Annotated in this window: 16 protein-coding genes and 2 tRNA genes; 7 read left to right on the top strand and 11 right to left on the bottom strand. The window is 68.2% G+C overall.

Going from position 1 to position 14,830, the window contains the following annotated elements; translation table 11 throughout:
- The first annotated feature begins 6 nt into the window (after window positions 1-6).
- Window positions 7-1,248: an NAD(P)/FAD-dependent oxidoreductase gene (locus E0H45_RS28050; RefSeq protein ID WP_131342789.1), complete on the top strand. Its 1,242-nt coding sequence runs from the start codon at window positions 7-9 to the stop codon at window positions 1,246-1,248.
- On the opposite strand, the gene E0H45_RS28045 is transcribed toward E0H45_RS28050, so the two are convergent.
- Window positions 1,245-2,093 carry a TolB-like translocation protein gene (locus E0H45_RS28045; protein WP_131342787.1) on the bottom strand — a complete coding sequence of 283 codons (849 nt, stop codon included), beginning with the start codon at window positions 2,091-2,093 and terminating at the stop codon, window positions 1,245-1,247. The genes E0H45_RS28050 and E0H45_RS28045 overlap by 4 nt on opposite strands.
- Window positions 2,094-2,133: 40 nt before the next feature.
- Between E0H45_RS28045 and dnaG the strand changes: the two genes are divergently transcribed.
- The gene (gene dnaG, locus E0H45_RS28040) at window positions 2,134-4,050 is read left to right on the top strand and encodes a DNA primase (RefSeq protein ID WP_131342785.1); all 1,917 of its coding nucleotides are present in this window, start codon (window positions 2,134-2,136) and stop codon (window positions 4,048-4,050) included.
- On the opposite strand, the gene E0H45_RS28035 is transcribed toward dnaG, so the two are convergent.
- Window positions 4,047-4,649 (bottom strand): TetR/AcrR family transcriptional regulator, encoded by a 603-nt coding sequence (locus E0H45_RS28035; RefSeq protein WP_202872537.1) that lies wholly within the window; start codon window positions 4,647-4,649, stop codon window positions 4,047-4,049. The genes dnaG and E0H45_RS28035 overlap by 4 nt on opposite strands.
- Window positions 4,650-4,740: 91 nt before the next feature.
- On the opposite strand from E0H45_RS28035, the gene E0H45_RS28030 reads away from it, so the two are divergent.
- On the top strand, window positions 4,741-5,853 hold the full coding sequence (locus tag E0H45_RS28030) for an FAD-dependent oxidoreductase (protein ID WP_131342781.1): 1,113 nt from the start codon (window positions 4,741-4,743) through the stop codon (window positions 5,851-5,853).
- On the opposite strand, the gene E0H45_RS28025 is transcribed toward E0H45_RS28030, so the two are convergent.
- Together E0H45_RS28025 and E0H45_RS28020 are read right to left on the bottom strand one after the other, a co-directional pair.
- Window positions 5,837-6,823, bottom strand: coding sequence for a phosphotransferase (locus E0H45_RS28025; RefSeq protein WP_202872536.1), 987 nt, complete (start codon window positions 6,821-6,823; stop codon window positions 5,837-5,839). The genes E0H45_RS28030 and E0H45_RS28025 overlap by 17 nt on opposite strands.
- 13 nt (window positions 6,824-6,836) lie before the next feature.
- Window positions 6,837-7,373 (bottom strand): mycothiol transferase, encoded by a 537-nt coding sequence (locus E0H45_RS28020; protein ID WP_131342777.1) that lies wholly within the window; start codon window positions 7,371-7,373, stop codon window positions 6,837-6,839.
- Between the two features lie 185 nt (window positions 7,374-7,558).
- On the opposite strand from E0H45_RS28020, the gene E0H45_RS28015 reads away from it, so the two are divergent.
- Both E0H45_RS28015 and E0H45_RS28010 read left to right on the top strand, forming a co-directional pair.
- Window positions 7,559-9,232 (top strand): S8 family serine peptidase, encoded by a 1,674-nt coding sequence (locus E0H45_RS28015; RefSeq protein ID WP_238155323.1) that lies wholly within the window; start codon window positions 7,559-7,561, stop codon window positions 9,230-9,232.
- Window positions 9,233-9,391: 159 nt separating this feature from the next.
- On the top strand, window positions 9,392-9,667 hold the full coding sequence (locus E0H45_RS28010; protein ID WP_131342773.1) for a YggT family protein: 276 nt from the start codon (window positions 9,392-9,394) through the stop codon (window positions 9,665-9,667).
- A gap of 52 nt (window positions 9,668-9,719) precedes the next feature.
- Here the strand turns inward: E0H45_RS28010 and E0H45_RS28005 are convergent, their stop codons facing one another.
- The 3 genes from E0H45_RS28005 to E0H45_RS27995 all read right to left on the bottom strand — a co-directional run bounded on the left by E0H45_RS28005 (window position 9,720) and on the right by E0H45_RS27995 (window position 11,608).
- Window positions 9,720-10,658 (bottom strand): aldo/keto reductase, encoded by a 939-nt coding sequence (locus E0H45_RS28005; protein WP_131342771.1) that lies wholly within the window; start codon window positions 10,656-10,658, stop codon window positions 9,720-9,722.
- 105 nt (window positions 10,659-10,763) lie between these two features.
- A tRNA-Ile gene (locus tag E0H45_RS28000) sits at window positions 10,764-10,837 on the bottom strand.
- Window positions 10,838-10,906: 69 nt separating this feature from the next.
- The gene (locus E0H45_RS27995) at window positions 10,907-11,608 is read right to left on the bottom strand and encodes an NAD(P)-dependent oxidoreductase (RefSeq protein ID WP_131342769.1); all 702 of its coding nucleotides are present in this window, start codon (window positions 11,606-11,608) and stop codon (window positions 10,907-10,909) included.
- Between the two features lie 81 nt (window positions 11,609-11,689).
- Here E0H45_RS27995 and E0H45_RS27990 point away from each other — a divergent pair, with 81 nt between their 5' ends.
- On the top strand, window positions 11,690-12,328 hold the full coding sequence (locus E0H45_RS27990; RefSeq protein WP_131342767.1) for a TetR/AcrR family transcriptional regulator: 639 nt from the start codon (window positions 11,690-11,692) through the stop codon (window positions 12,326-12,328).
- A 123-nt stretch (window positions 12,329-12,451) separates the two neighbouring features.
- Window positions 12,452-12,589: a hypothetical protein gene (locus E0H45_RS42595; RefSeq protein WP_165546613.1), complete on the top strand. Its 138-nt coding sequence runs from the start codon at window positions 12,452-12,454 to the stop codon at window positions 12,587-12,589.
- A gap of 75 nt (window positions 12,590-12,664) precedes the next feature.
- Here the strand turns inward: E0H45_RS42595 and E0H45_RS27985 are convergent, their stop codons facing one another.
- The 4 genes from E0H45_RS27985 to E0H45_RS27970 all read right to left on the bottom strand — a co-directional run bounded on the left by E0H45_RS27985 (window position 12,665) and on the right by E0H45_RS27970 (window position 14,808).
- Window positions 12,665-13,327 carry a hypothetical protein gene (locus tag E0H45_RS27985; RefSeq protein ID WP_131342765.1) on the bottom strand — a complete coding sequence of 221 codons (663 nt, stop codon included), beginning with the start codon at window positions 13,325-13,327 and terminating at the stop codon, window positions 12,665-12,667.
- A 107-nt stretch (window positions 13,328-13,434) separates the two neighbouring features.
- Window positions 13,435-14,010 carry a DUF4232 domain-containing protein gene (locus E0H45_RS27980; protein WP_131342763.1) on the bottom strand — a complete coding sequence of 192 codons (576 nt, stop codon included), beginning with the start codon at window positions 14,008-14,010 and terminating at the stop codon, window positions 13,435-13,437.
- Between the two features lie 82 nt (window positions 14,011-14,092).
- A tRNA-Asn gene (locus E0H45_RS27975) sits at window positions 14,093-14,165 on the bottom strand.
- A gap of 94 nt (window positions 14,166-14,259) precedes the next feature.
- Window positions 14,260-14,808, bottom strand: a complete 549-nt coding sequence (locus tag E0H45_RS27970) for a hypothetical protein (protein WP_131343876.1) — start codon at window positions 14,806-14,808, stop codon at window positions 14,260-14,262.
- Window positions 14,809-14,830: the final 22 nt, after the last annotated feature.

Raw genomic sequence — 14,830 nt, 5'->3', positions numbered from 1 at the left:
TCGGTCATGGCTGATGCAGAGCAGATCGTGATCGTCGGTGCGAGTCTTGCGGGAGCGACCGCGGCCGAGGCCCTCCGGAAGGACGGCTGGAGCGGTGGCATCGTCCTGATCGGCAGTGAGCAGTCACTGCCCTACGAGCGACCTCCGTTGTCGAAGGGCGTGCTGCTCGGGAAGGAACAGACCGAGTCCGCGCAGCTGCACGACCAGCAGTGGTACGACGACAACAACATCGACCTGCGCCTCGGTGCCACGGTCACCGCGATCGATCCGGCCGCGCACACAGTCACGCTCGACGACGGCTCGCAGGTGTCCTACGCGAAGCTGCTGATCGCGACGGGCAGTCGGGTCCGCAAGCTCGACGTACCGGGTGCAGACCTGCAGGGCGTGCACTACCTGCGGACGGCCGAGGAGGCGCAGGCGCTGACCGACGCGTACGCCGCGAAGCCGCGTGTTGTCGTGGTGGGTGCCGGATGGATCGGGCTCGAGGCGGCGTCGGCTGCTCGCGAGCGTGGGTGCGAGGTGACGGTCGTCGAGCCGCAGTCCACCGCGCTGGCCGGCGTACTCGGTGAAGAGGTCGGTGAGCTGTTCGCGGAGTTCCATCGGCAGCACGGGGTGCAGTTCCGGTTCGGGACCGGGGTGGAGGGGTTCGAGGGGACTTCCCAGGTCACCGGGGTCCGGGTTGGCGGCGGTGAGGTGATTCCGGCGGATCTGGTGGTGGTCGGGGTCGGCGTACGGCCGAACACCGAGCTGGCCGAGGCGGCCGGTATCGAGGTCGCGACACCGGAGAACGGTTCGGGCATCGTCGCCGGTGCGGACCTGCAGACCTCGGTCGCGGACGTGTACGCCGCCGGCGACGTGGTCCGCTGGGACCACCCGCTGTTCGGGCGGTTCGTCCGGGTCGAGCACTGGCAGAACGCGAAGGACACCGGCGCGGCGGTCGCGAAGGCGATGCTCGGGCAGGACGTGGCACACGACGCGATCCCGTTCTTCTTCACCGACCAGTTCGACCTCGGGATGGAGTACGCCGGGGACATCCCGCGCGGAACGTCGTACCAGGTCGTCCTCCGCGGCGACCCGAAGTCCGGCGCCTACGTGGCGTTCTGGCTCGACGACGACCACCACGTCCTGGCCGGGATGCACGTCAACACATGGGGCGCCATCGACGCGGTCCAGAACCTCATCCGCTCCGGCAAACAGGTCGACCCCGCCCGCCTCGCCGACACCTCGGTGGACCTCGCCGAGGTCTAGAGCGGGTACGTGACGTAAGCGAAGGACGCGCTGTCCGGCGACCAGCTCGGGACGTTCATCGTGCCCTGGCCGCCGAACAGCGTGATGAGTTCGCGGATCTCGCCGTCCTTCAGGAGCAGTCTCAGGCGGACGTCGTCGATATCGGCCGGATGTCCTTCGGTGCCGGGCGGGAAGCTGACATACGCGATGGCCGAGCCGTCCGGGGCGGGGTGCGGGAACCAGTTCACCCGCTCGTCGTCGGTCAACTGCTCCACGTGTCGGTCGGCGACCCGGATCCGGAACAGCTGTGCCTGACCGGCGCGCTCCGAGTTGAAGTAGATCGAGGCGCCGTCCGGACCGTACTCCGATCCATCGTCGGCGAAGTCGTCGTCGGTCACCTTCGTGTCGGCGCCGCCCGCGGCGGGGATCGTCCACACGTTGGTGATCCGCTGGTCGCCGACCCACTCCAGCCCGATGTATGCGAGCGTCGTACCGTCCGGCGACACTCCGTGCAGGTAGTGGTGGAAGCCCGGTCCGCGATCGTTCGTCACCCGGCGTCCAGGTCCGCCCTCGATCGGTACGGCGTACACGTGGCCGTCGGCCGCCGACACGTAGACCGTCCGCCCGTCCGGACTCACCACATGGTCGTTGTTGATCGCCGGTACGCCGCCGAGCTCGATCTCCTCGAGTGCGTCCGTCACCCGGAACAGCAGCCCGTTGCCGTTGACAACCAGAGTCCCGTCGGGGAGCCAGTTCGGCGCCTCGAACAGGACCTCGTCCGAGCCGAACACCAGCCGGTGGGTATTGGTCGCGACGTCGACGACGTACAGCTCGGACCGCTGACCTGGGCGAAGAGTACGTGGCATACCCGCAAACCTACGTGATCCGCCCGGCTAGACTCGCGGGGTGGCAGGCCGGATCAAGGAAGAGGACATCGCGCTGGTGCGCGAGCGCGCCCGGATCGACGACGTCGTCGGCTCGTACGTGACCTTGAAGAACGCCGGCGGGGGCAACCTGAAGGGCCTCTGCCCGTTCCATGACGAGAAGTCGCCGTCGTTCAACGTCACCCCGTCCCGCGGTTTCTTCTACTGCTTCGGCTGCCAAGAGGGCGGCGACGTCATCGACTTCATCCAGAAGGTCGACCAGATCACCTTCTCCGAGGCGGTCGAGACGCTGGCCGCGAAGGTCGGCATCCAGCTGCGCTACGAGGACTCCGGGGCGCCGGTGCAGCGCGGTCCGGGTAACCAGCGGCCGCGGCTCGTGGAGGCGCACAAGGTCGCGGCCGAGTTCTTCGTCGACAACCTGTTCGGCGCGGCCGAGGCGTCGATCGGGCGGCAGTTCCTGGACAAGCGCGGCTTCGACAAGGACGCCGCGGTGCAGTTCGGGGTCGGGTTCTCGCCGCGCGGCGGCGAGGCGCTCACCAGCCACCTCCGCGGTCGTGGCTTCACGAACGCCGAGCTGGTCGCGTCCGGCCTGGTCGCCGACGGGCAGCGCGGGCTGTACGACCGGTTCCGCGGCCGGCTGATGTGGCCGATCCGGGACGCGTCGTCCGACGTGATCGGGTTCGGCGCGCGCCGGCTGTTCGACGACGACCGGATCGAAGCGAAGTACCTGAACACCCCCGAGACGCCGATCTACAAGAAGTCCAAGGTCCTGTACGGCGTGGACCTCGCCCGCCGGGAGATCGCGAAGGGCCGGCAGGCGGTGGTCGTCGAGGGCTACACCGACGTGATGGCCTGTCATCTCGCGGGCGTGCAGACCGCGGTCGCCACCTGCGGTACGTCGTTCGGCGACGACCACGCGCGCGTGCTGCGGCAGCTGTTGCTCGACCACGACCAGTTCCGCGGCGAGGTGATCTTCACCTTCGACGGCGACGCGGCCGGTCAGCGCGCCGCGGTCAAGGCCTTCGAAGGCGACCAGGCGTTCGCCGCGCAGACGTACGTCGCGGTCGAGCCGGACGGACTGGACCCGTGCGACCTGCGGCTGCAGAAGGGGGACGCCGCGGTCCGGGAGCTGATCGGGCGGCGCGTCCCGCTGTACCGGTTCGTGCTGGGGAACGTGCTGTCCAAGTACGACCTGGACCGGGCCGACACCCGGATCGACGCGCTGCGGGATGCGGCGCGGCTGGTGATCAGCATCCGTGACCGGTCGAAGGTGGACGCGTTCACGCGCGAGCTCGCCGGGCATCTCGGGATGGACGAGGACCAGGTCCGCTCCGAGGTCTACAAGGCTGCTTCCCGGCAGAATTCGACTTCTGGGCAGGCACACGGACAAGCGCAGGCGCACACCGCGCACGCGGCTGGGACCGTTGAGCCCGCTCGGCCGCGGGTGGATATTCCGTCGCCGCGGGACCAGCGGTTCGTGATCGAGTGGGATGTGCTGAAGGTCGCGATGCAGCATCCGTCGCTGGTCGGGGTCGCGTTCGACGAGCTCGACGACCACGACTTCACCCATCCCTGGCTGGGAGCGATCCGGGCCGCGATGGCGAAGATCGGTGGGCCGTCCGCCGCGCCACCCGGTGAGGCCTGGGTGGTCGCCGTACGGGATGCCATCGGGAACGACCCGGCGACCGCGGTCGTCGGTGCGCTGGCGGTGGATCCGCTGCGGTTGGGCCGGGAGCCCGATGAGCCGTACGCGCTCGCGTTGCTGGCTCGGCTGCAGGAGCTGACCTGCGCGCGCCGCATCCAGGACCTGAAGTCGAAGCTGCAGCGGACGAACCCGATCGAACGCGCGGACGAGTACAACCGGATGTTCGGCGAACTCATCGCGCTCGAGGCCTACAAGTCCGAACTCCGCAACCGCGCCATCTCCGGAGCGATCTAGGGTTTCTTCAGGTGTGAGACGAGCTTCGCCGTCTGGTCGGCGTACTCGGCGGCGAAACCCTCGCCGTCGACGTCCAGGCCCAGCGCCATGGCGATCTGCGGGAACACCACCGGCGCGGCCGCGAGGCCGAACAGCGCGAGCGCGGTGTGCCGCGGATCCAGGTCGGGCGCCAGTTCACCGTCGGCCTGCCGACGCTTGAAGTCCTCGACCATCGCCTGGAACCGGGCGCGCTGACCCTCCCGGTCCAGGTTGCTGGTGTCCCGCTCGACCGCTTCACGGACGAGCAGCCGGAGCAGGTCCGGCTGCGCGATCGTGGCACTCGCATACGCCCCGACCACCTCACCGAGGGACTCCGCGTCCGCCGTGAGATCCGGCTCGCCGGCCCGCCAGCGTTCGGCGACCGCACGGTACAGACCTTCCTTGCCACCGAAGTAGTACGAGATCAGTTGCTTGTTGACGCCTGCGCGGGCGGCGATCTGACTCACCCGCGCCCCGCTGAACCCGTGCGTGCCGAACTCGACCACCGCCGCGTCCAGCAACTGCTGCTTGCTGCGCTCGGGGTCGCGTTGCCGCTGCTCAGGCTCCGGTGATCGCCGCACGAAAATCATCCTAGCGGACTTCCATCCGGCGTGCTAACTTAATCAACCAAACGGATGACAAAGTTTGCCGAGCGGATGATTGGAGTCGGAGATGAAGGTCGCGGTCATGGGTGCGGGGATCGGTGGACTGGCGCTGGCACAGGGGTTGCTCAAGGTGGGCGTGGACGTCACGGTGTTCGAGCGTGATCCCTCCCCGCAGTACCGCAAGCAGGGCTACCGGATCCACATCAGCCCGGTCGGCGAGGAGGCGCTGGCCGCGATGCTGCCGGACGCGGTGCGGCGTCGGGTGATCGCGACGGCGACGCAGCCCGGTGACCTGGTGGCGGGCTTCGACGACCAGCTGAACCCACAGTTCGAGCAGGTGTACCCGGTGGCCGGTCCGGATGCCGTGACCTCGGTGGATCGGTATGCGTTCCGTCGCGCGTTGATGACCGGGCTCGACGACGTGCTGCAGTTCGGCAAGCAGTTCGCGTCGTACGTCGAGACGCCCGACGGGGTCGAGATCGCCTTTGCGGACGGGACTTCCGCGGTCGCGGACGTGCTGGTCGGCGCGGACGGTGTCGGTTCGCGCGTGCGTGGTCAGTTGGTGCCGGAGCTCGACGTGCTGGACATCGGGGTGCGCTGCATCTACGGGAAGGTGCCGTTGACTCCGGCCGTCCGGGAGACAGCGCCGGAAGCGTTCCTTCGCGGGTTCTGCTTCGCGAGCAACGGGTCCGGTCTTGGTGCGGCGTTCGCGCCGGTGGTGTTCCGGGAGCCGCCGGTGGAGTACGGCGACTATCTGATGGCGGTGCTGACCGGGACGAACCCAGTGCTCGGCGCATCCGACGATGAGCTCTTCGCGATGAGCCCGGCGGAGCTGTGGGCGATCGTGGAGCGGTCCGTGGCCGACTGGCACCCGACGATCCGCGAGTTGGTCGATGCGGGGGAGCCCGGCGCGGCCTTCCCGATCACGCTGCGGACCTGCATCAAGGTTCCGTCCTGGTCATCATCGCGCGTGACCCTGCTCGGCGACGCCGTACACCCGATGACCCCGGCCGCGGGCGCCGGTGCCAACACCGCCCTATGGGACGCCGCGCGACTGACCCGCGCGCTGACGTCGGACAAGGACCTCGTCACGTACCAGCAGGAGGTGATCGCCAACTCCCAGCCCATCGTGACCGAGTCCCTGCACAACGCCGAGCGCATGTTCAAGGTCTCGGTCTGAGCCGCCCCCGCAACCTTTCCTGTACGTCGGGGAGCCGCTCGAGCAGCACGAGCGCGGTCTCGTGACGCGCCCGGGCGTAGAGCTCGAGAGACGGAGTGACGGCGCCTGGATCGTCGAGCGGCTCGGCGAGCGGGTACGTCGAGGCGAGCGTGTACGCGCATCCCGTGGCGACCGAGGACACGAGGTCGTCGACATGCGCGGCGGGATGTTCGTCGCGGTAGGCGAGCAGTAGGTCGGCGAGCCCGTCGATCCAGTCATCGCCGAGCATCACGGTGCGCGGGTCGCATCCGATCCGGGCGATCTCCCACGCGATGAACCGCGGGCTCGGCGGCTGGAAGTCGATCACGGCGGCGACCTCGTCGTCGCGCAGCATCAGATTCGGAGAGGCGAGATCACCATGAACGATCTGCACCGTCAGGTCCGGCAGTTCCGCCAGGATCGAGCCAGCCCGCTCGAGCAGTCCCCGGCGCTCCTTGGCCGCCTCCCAGGCCCATTGCTCGAAGGGGTTGAGTTGCGCTCGGCTCGCATACCCGTCGATCACCCGGTCGAAGGACCGCGGCGCCTTGCTGACATCGCGCACGCCGACGGCGGGTTGCCTCGTCGGCGTCGCGGCCGGATGCTCGGCCAACCGTCGATGCAGTCTGCCCAGCACGGTGCCGACCGCCTGCCAGCGAGCACCGGTGATCCCGCCCTCGGCCGTCTCGCCGTCGACGAACTCCCACAACGACATCGGCACCCGTTGGCAGATCACGTCGCCATCGAGCGTTCGCCGTACCGCCGGTACGGGGACCTTGCCGTCGCGGGCGAACTCCGTCAGTTCGATCGCCGCGCGTTCGCGCTCGAAGTCGCCACGGTAGAGCTTGGCGAACCACCGCCGGCCGTTCTCGGCGACGACGCGGTAGTTGATGGTGTTGGTGCCGGCGGGGATCCGGTGCAGTTCGGCCGCGTGGACGCCGTACGAATCCCGCAAGGCGCCCGCGATGTCAGTCAGGATCGTTTCCCGTCACACCGTCGACGGCCTCGCGCAGGACATCGGCATGGCCAGTGTGCTTGAGGTACTCCTCGAGCAGGTCGAACGCGATGCGCCGGCGGTTCGAGGTCCAGGCCGGATCCGGGTCCTCGATCAAGGCGTCGAGGCCGCCGTCCGCGCTCAGCTGTTGCCAGGCGGCGCGGGAGCGCGCGGCAGCGGCGTACCAGAGCGTGTACAGCTCGTCCGGATCGTCGGTGACCGCGGATTCCCAAACCCAGCGGTCGTTCTCGACCCAACTGCGCGTGTCCCACGGCGGAGCGAGCGGCTGCTTGGCCGCCCGCCCGGTGAAGCCGTCCTCCACGAAGGCCATGTGCTTGATCAGTCCCGCCAGCGTCATCGTCGACGGTGGATGCGTCTGCCGGAGTTGCTCGGCGGTGAGGCCGCCGGTCTTCCACGCGAACTGCTGCCGCACCCGGTCCAAGGCGAACTGCAACATCTCCACCTCGTCACCCCGCGGGCAGTGATCGATCGGCAGATCCTTCCAGTCCATGACCACCCCTTCGTCGACGCTGATCGTGAGGCAGCCCAGCATGCCGCACCCGGCGGTGCGCTTTTGCTTCGGGAACTGACAACGTCGTCCCCTTCTCGGTTGCGGCGCTCCGACCTACTGTGAGGCCCGTCACAACATTCTCCAGGGGAGGGGATCCACCAATGAGGGACGTCCGGAGAAGTCTGATGGCGGTGACCGGGGCTATCGCTCTGGTCGCTGCCACGCTCGCGGTACCGGTCACAGCCGGCGCCGGGGCTACGAGCGTTGCCGGAGGAGACACCGAATACCTGGTCCTGCTCGAGGTGGGCGCGGACCGTAACCAGGCCATCGCGGCGGTCAAGGCCGCCGGCGGTGAAGTGGTCAAGGAAAACGCGAACCTGGGCACGCTGACCGTGCGCGCGGCCGCGACGGGATTCGTCAGCCGCGTGTCCGCGTCGAGCGCGGTCGAGGGCGCGGCCCGCAGCCGGCCGATCGGCACCGTGCCGCAGCAGAAGCCACTCAACGTCGAGAGTGAGAACGGCGGGACCAGCAAGGCCGGAGCAGCGGCGGCCAAGAAGACGGTCGGGATGGACCCACTCGACGCGCAACTGTGGGGTCTGAAGATGGTTCGCTCCGATCTGGCGCGGACGGTCCAGCCGGGCAAGAAGTCGGTCAAGGTCGGCGTACTCGACTCAGGCATCGATGCCCGCAACCCGGACATCGCGCCGAACTTCGACTGGAAGTTGTCCCGCAACTTCGCGCCGGACATCCCGGAGATCGACGGTGTGTGCGAGTTCCGCGGCTGTGTCGACCCGGTCGGCTGGGACGACAGCGGTCACGGCACCCACGTGGCCGGCACGATCGGTGCCGCGGCCAACGGCACCGGCGTCTCCGGCGTCGCGCCGAACGTGACGCTGGTGGAGATTCGCGGCGGCCAGGACAGCGGCTACCTGTTCCTCGGCCCGGTCACGGACGCACTCACGTACGCCGGTGACGTCGGACTCGATGTCGTCAACATGTCGTTCTACGTCGACCCGTGGCTGTACAACTGCACCGCCAACCCGGCCGACAGCCCCGAGGCGCAGGCTGAGCAGCGCGTCATCATCCGGACGATGAACCGGGCGTTGAACTACGCGCACAACCACGGCGTCACGCTCGTCGGCTCGCTCGGCAACAACCACGAGGATCTCGGGAAGCCACGAACAGACATCAGCAGCCCCGACTTCCCGGTGAACACGGCGTACCCGCGGCCGATCGACAACGCGACCTGCGTTGATCTGCCGGTCGAGGGCCCGCACGTGATCGGTGTTTCGGCGCTCGGTCCGTCGACGACGAAGGCCGACTACTCCAACTACGGCGTTGAGCAGACCGAGGTCTCGGCGCCCGGCGGCTGGTTCCGCGACTACTTCGGTACGCCGCAGCACCGGACGAACGAGAACCTGATCCTGTCGACGTACCCGGTCAACACGCTGCAGGTCGCCGGACTGGTCGACGCGGCCGGAAACATCACCCCTGCCGGCGTCACGGCAGGAGCGCAGAAGCAGTGCCCGGCCGGCGTCACGGACTTCACCAAGTGCGGGTACTACTACGTGCTCCAAGGCACATCGATGGCATCACCGCACGCCACCGGCGTGGCCGCACTGATCGTCAGCCAGTTCGGTAAGAAGAGCCACGGCGACTTCGGGATGGACCCGGACAAGGTCGGCCGGATCCTGATGAACACGGCGCAGCCCCGCGCCTGCCCGAACCCGCCACTACAGACCTACATCAACGAAGGCCGCTCCGAAGAGTTCAACGCCCTCTGCGAGGGAACGCGAGACTTCAACGGCTTCTACGGCCACGGCATAGTCGACGCCTACGCCGCGGTCACCCGCCACTAACCCACCCACTGGGGTTGCCCCTCCGAACTCCGAAGGGGCAACCCCACCGGTCTCCGACCTGATAGTCCGCTAAGAAGACGGCGCTGGGGACATTCCTCCGTGGCCTGCAGCGTTCACACTGATAAGACGGTCAGCGCGGCGGTCACGGAGGAGTTGGTCATGAGCCTCATCGGAGCTCTCGTCGGGTACATCCTGACGGCGTTCATTTTGGTGTTGATCGCACGAATGGTGCTGGACTGGACGGGCGTCCTGGCAAACGGCCCTCAATGGGCAAGCCGAGCCCGCGCCCTGACCCACGCCTGGACAGAGCCGGTAATCGGCCGAGTACGACGAGTCCTGAAACCGGTCCGCGTAGGTGGCCTGGCACTCGACCTGGCCTTCACAGCCGTCTTCCTCGCCGCACTGATCCTGCGCTCAATAGCCTTCAGCCTGTAGGCCGACCGCCGCAGGTGAGGGTGCCGGGGTTGAAGATGAACGGCGTCGTGACCTATGCGCCGTCCAGCGCCGTCAGTTCATCGTCGGTGAGGGTGGTGGACGCGCCTGCCACGGCCTGCTCGACCTGTTCGACGCTGCTGGCTCCGACGATCGGGGTCAGCGCCGGGGTCCCGGAGGCCAGCCACGCGAGCACCACCTGGCCCGGTCGGAGTCCGCGCGCAGTCGCGACACGGGTCAGCGCCGCCAGCCGTCGTTCGGTGCCGGGGTGGCGGTACTCGGTCTCGAGTGGGCGGTCGTTGCGGTCGTATCGGCCCTGGAGGGTGGCGGTGTAGACCCAGCCGTCGAACGACGGGTTGCGTCGCAGGAAGTCGAGGCCGTCCGGTGACAGCATTCCCAGCGGGATCGGCTGGCCTTCCACGGCCATGCCGCCGGCGGGCTGAAGGTAGGAGTAGCGCTCCTGGTAGGCGGTTGGTTGCGGGTGGCCGGCGCGTTCGGCGGTGGCCCGGATCCGCTCGAGCAACCAGGACGGGTGGTTCGACACGCCCCAGCGAGCGCTCAGGCCGTCACGGACCAGGCCGCCGAACGTCTCGACCAGGTCCTCCACCGGAACGGTCGGGTCTTCCACGTGCGCCCAGTACAGGTCGACACCGTCCACGCCCAGCCGCTCCAAGCTCTGTGCCATGGCTCCGCGCACGACGTCCTCGCGCAGCCCTTCGAGGTGATCGGGGAACCCGCCGACCCGCGTGGGCTGGGCACCGACCTTGGTGCTGAGGCGGACGCGGACCCCGGGGTTGGACGCCAGCCAGCGACCCAGCAGCGCCTCGCTCTGGCCGCCGAAGCCGGTCTCGGAGGTCCAGAAGCTGTAGTTGTCTGAGGTATCGATGAAGGCCCCGCCCAGTTCGACGTACCGGTCGAGGATCGAGAACGCGGTCCGTTCGTCCACCCTCGTGCCGAAGTACATCGCCCCGAGGGCCATCGTGGGTGTGTTCATGACACCAGCCTCGTTACTGAAGCGCGCTCCAGGTCAAGCCGCCCTGTCCGGCTGGCAGCCCGAGCCAACCTGTGAAGGATGACCCGGGCTCACACAGACCCAAAGTAGGGCGGGCGGGACTCGAACCCGCGGCCCAGGGATTATGAGTCCCCTGCTCTAACCAGCTGAGCTACCGCCCCGTGTGCGGGAGATCGTATCGGGTCCGGGCGGGGCGGGCGGGATGGAGGTGCGGGGCGGGTGGTGGCGGGCTAGGGCTTGCTGCCGATGCGGAGGGCTTCCTTCAGGAACACGCGGTAGACGCTCGGGGTGTCTTCGGTGGTGATGACCTCTACAACTGAGCGGAGGTTGCGTCCTTCGACAGCCTCCCGGAGGAGGGCATCGGCGAGGTCGCGGCGGGATGTGAAGCGGCCGACCATCTGCGGTGCGCCGACGGTATAACTGGTGACTTGGTCGCCGTCGAACAGGCCTGATGGGCGGATGACGGTCCAGTCCAGGCCGCTGCGGGCGACGATCTCCTCCATGCGGCCGCCGTCCTCGTACAGCGGGCGACCCATCTTGAGCAGCATCGGCACCACCACTTTGCGGTAGATCAGCGTCTCGCCGGGCGGTGGCTTCATCGGTACGCCGGTCGAGGTCACGCACACCAGTCGCCGGATGCGATGGGCGGTCATCGCCTTCACGATGTTGGCGGCGGACACGGAGAACGTGGTCGGCGCCTCGGAGCCGTACGGCACGCCCAGCGTCGAGATCACCGCGTCGTGCCCGGCCACCGCTCGGTGTACGGCGTCGGGATCGAGGGCGTCCGCCTTCGTGACGCTCAGCGACTCGTCGCTGAGCGGAAACGTCTCCGGGTGCCGGGTGATCGCAGTGACGGCGTGGCCCTCGGCGAGTGCCTGGGCGGTGGTGAACCGTCCGGTCGGGCCGTTGGCCCCGAAGATCACGAGCTTCATCTGTGCGCCTTTCGCTGGACTCTTACGCTGATCATATTCATTATAAGCAGCGTAAAGCGTCGATCCGGCTAGGGTGCGGGCATGGGAGCAGAGGTGGAGCGACGGCGGTACGACTCGATGCGCCGTACGGCGCAAGCGCTGCAGACCCGCGCCGAGATCGCCGACGCCGCCCGCAGGCTGTTCGTCAGCCGCGGCTGGGCCGCCACCACCGTGCGCGACGTGGCGCGGGAGGCGGGCGTCTCCGCGCCGACGGTCTATGCGGTGTACGGGAACAAGACTGGCCTCACCCAGGCGCTGGCCGACGCGGCCGACCTGTCCGGTGACTTGGACCGCCAACTCGCCGACCTGGAGGCCGCGAAGGACGATCCCGCACGGCAACTCGCCGCGATGGCCGGTTTCGACCGGCGCCTGTACGAGCGCGCCGGGGATGTCATCCTGCTCCTGCGGGAGGCCGGACGCGCCGAGCCGGAGCTGGACGCGGCCTACCGCGACGGCCGCCGCAAGGCCGACCAAACTCGCGTCGCAGTGTTCTCCGCCTGGGGGAAGAACGTGCTGCGCGAGGGCCTGGAGGTCGAGACGGCCGTCGATATCTACGCCGGCGTGTGCAACGTGGACGTCTACCGCACATTGATCGACGAGCGCGGCTGGTCGGCCGAACGCGTCGAGCTGTGGTGGGCCGAGGTTCTGGCCCGGGAATTGCTGGCAGAACAGGTCCGGTGACGGCAGAGGTTGACCGCCGGCCGCTGACGCGGTCCGAAACCAGGGGCGGGTCAGGGGTTTGACTGAGCTGTGATTACCGCGGACCGGGCATGATGGAGGCAGGTCCAGAAGAAGGGAACCCCGATGGGCTGGTTCATTTTCTTGGTGATCGTGGTGGGCGCGATCGCGGCGTACAAGTACCGCGTGCCGCTGCTCGCGAAGATCCTCGGTCAGCCTCAGCAACGTATCCAGCGAGCGATCGATCGGAAGAAGGGGAAGTAGACACTTCCTCCTGAAGCACGAAGGGACCCTGACCGCCGGACGCGGTCAGGGTCTCCTTGACGAGCTGGTGCCCGGTCAGCCGACCAGGACCGCTACGACGGACGCGGAGGCGGCGATCTCGCCGCTTCCGGCCGCGCTGGCGTCGTCGTTGTAGCCGAAGGCGAAGACCTCGACCGTGGTTGCCTTGTCGACGGTCACGACCTTGACCGTCGAGCCGGTCAGTTCGCGGTCCTTCGCGGGGGAGATCTCGGCGCCGAGGATGGTGCCGTAGTCGGTGCCGAACGCCGTGTCGGAGGCTCCGACGCGGAGGGCGAGCTGCGGCCGGGTGCCTGCAGCGCCGGCGGTGGTGCGGGCGAAGAACGCGGTCGAGTTCAGCAGCCAGGTGCCGGGCTCGAGCTTGAACTCGCCCACCTTGGTCTTGTTGGTCTTGAACGACCCGCCGATCTTGTCGATGGTCACGGCCTTGAAGTCGGCCGACACACCGGACTTGCCGTACACGTCCGTGTTCTTGAGGAACGCTGCGCGATCGGCCGGCACGAGCTTGCTGGCCGGGATGCTGTTGTCGACGACCTGCCCCGCGGCGACCGAGCGCGCGCAGAGCGGGTACGACAGGGTTTTGCAGTCCGGTCGTACGGCGCCGTTCGCCGCGACCGTGACACCGACCAGCACGCCGGCCCCCAGTACGGCGGCCACCAGCAGCCGGCCACCCTTGGTGTTGAAAACCTTCTTGATGTTCACAGGGTTCCTTCCCCTCCATCCCCGAGGCCCCCTCGGGATACTGCAGAGGAAAGTAGCCCAGTTGGCGGTCTAGGCCAATAGGTGAGCCGAAATAGATTTGTGGCGAATCAATTCGGGAACTTCAGGCACCAGGCGGTCAGCGTGACCTTGGCCGTCGTACCGAGGTCGGTGTCGACCGGCCGGATCACCGGTCGCTCTCCGCGGTGGCGCGCGACGGCGAGATAGGTGCCGGAGGCCTTGTCCTCGGCAACTTCCACGGTGCTCGACCAGGAGACGGCGGCGAGCGCTGATTCTCCTTTATCTAGGCGGATCTGGGTCGGGCCTGGGTCTCGTGCCATGTATGACGTACCGTGCGCGATGGTCACGTTCATCGTTCGTCGGCGAGCGTTGAGTACGGCAACGTCCGGGTAGCCGTTGACCGTGATCGGAGCGGTCCGGCAGTTCGTCAGCTTGAGTACGACGGCTCGATGGCCGAGCGCCGGCTCAACGGGTCCGACGGTGATCATCGCGCCCGATGCAGGACAGGTTGGAGGAGGAGGAGTAGGCGTCGGCGCGACAGTCGGAGTACTCGCTCTCGGCGACGTCGGCCCTCCGCCAACTGCCCCGGACCCTGCGGCCTCGGTTCCGCATCCCGCTAGCAACAGGAGCCCACCGACCAGCCCCACCCACCCCCGGTAACTCATTCCCCGAACTTACCCGGCAGGCGGTTGAGCGGCCTGGGAAATGCAGAAGCCGGGCTCCAGTGGAGGCCCGGCTGATGTGTTGCTCCCGCGACTGGACTCGAACCAGTAACCTGCCGGTTAACAGCCGGCTGCTCTGCCAATTGAGCTACGCGGGATCGTGGTGGTGCTCAAGCCCTCGATCCCCGAGGACCTGAGTAGGTTAGCAGGCGGGCCGCGAACTACAAAAACGGGATTCGGGCCGCTGCCGGGTCAGATTCCGAACTCGTCGCGCACCTGTCGGAGCGCCGCCTCGGCCGCGTCCACGACGCCGGGCTGGGTGGGCTCCAATCCCTTGTCCAGAACGAAGTTCCAGGTGACGGACGCGTCGGTGGCGGCCGGGTTGCGGCGGCCGACGATGCGTACGCCGCGTTTGCCGGCCAGCGGGACGTGACGCTGTACGACGATGCTCGCGTCGACGCGCTCGCGGAGGAGCTGACCGAAGCGGCCCGGGTCCTCGACCTTGAGCTCGGTGGCCCGCAGCGGGGTGCCGAAGTCGGTCGTCTCGTAGACGTGCAGGACCGACGCCTCGGAGTCCCAGTTGGCGCGCTCGATCTTCTCCCACCCGACCCGGCGGTCGGCGTCCGCGGCGTCCGACGGCAGGTAGACGGCCGCGCGAGTACCGGCGACCCAGCGGCCGTTGGTCAACTCGACGGCGGCCAGGACGTCTTCCTTGCTCCCGGTCGACTGACGGGCGGCGGCCGACACGGCCTCGCCCAGCTCACGCGGCCAGGGGGTACGCAGAAGTCTCACACCCCCCATCATCCCAGCCGCACCAAGAAGC

This window comes from Kribbella soli (assembly GCF_004331345.1).
Lineage (GTDB): Bacteria > Actinomycetota > Actinomycetes > Propionibacteriales > Kribbellaceae > Kribbella > Kribbella soli.
This window is presented reverse-complemented; position numbering and strand designations above follow the sequence as displayed.

Excerpts from the sequence above, each read along its gene's own strand:
- E0H45_RS28050 (WP_131342789.1), top strand. The coding sequence starts at position 7 with ATGGCTGATGCAGAGCAGATCGTGATCGTCGGTGCGAGTCTTGCGGGA.
- E0H45_RS28045 (WP_131342787.1), bottom strand. The coding sequence starts at position 2,093 with ATGCCACGTACTCTTCGCCCAGGTCAGCGGTCCGAGCTGTACGTCGTC.
- E0H45_RS28030 (WP_131342781.1), top strand. The coding sequence starts at position 4,741 with ATGAAGGTCGCGGTCATGGGTGCGGGGATCGGTGGACTGGCGCTGGCA.
- E0H45_RS28020 (WP_131342777.1), bottom strand. The coding sequence starts at position 7,373 with ATGGACTGGAAGGATCTGCCGATCGATCACTGCCCGCGGGGTGACGAG.
- E0H45_RS28015 (WP_238155323.1), top strand. The coding sequence starts at position 7,559 with ATGGCGGTGACCGGGGCTATCGCTCTGGTCGCTGCCACGCTCGCGGTA.
- E0H45_RS28010 (WP_131342773.1), top strand. The coding sequence starts at position 9,392 with ATGAGCCTCATCGGAGCTCTCGTCGGGTACATCCTGACGGCGTTCATT.
- E0H45_RS28005 (WP_131342771.1), bottom strand. The coding sequence starts at position 10,658 with ATGAACACACCCACGATGGCCCTCGGGGCGATGTACTTCGGCACGAGG.
- E0H45_RS27995 (WP_131342769.1), bottom strand. The coding sequence starts at position 11,608 with ATGAAGCTCGTGATCTTCGGGGCCAACGGCCCGACCGGACGGTTCACC.
- E0H45_RS27990 (WP_131342767.1), top strand. The coding sequence starts at position 11,690 with ATGGGAGCAGAGGTGGAGCGACGGCGGTACGACTCGATGCGCCGTACG.
- E0H45_RS42595 (WP_165546613.1), top strand. The coding sequence starts at position 12,452 with ATGGGCTGGTTCATTTTCTTGGTGATCGTGGTGGGCGCGATCGCGGCG.
- E0H45_RS27980 (WP_131342763.1), bottom strand. The coding sequence starts at position 14,010 with ATGAGTTACCGGGGGTGGGTGGGGCTGGTCGGTGGGCTCCTGTTGCTA.
- E0H45_RS27970 (WP_131343876.1), bottom strand. The coding sequence starts at position 14,808 with ATGGGGGGTGTGAGACTTCTGCGTACCCCCTGGCCGCGTGAGCTGGGC.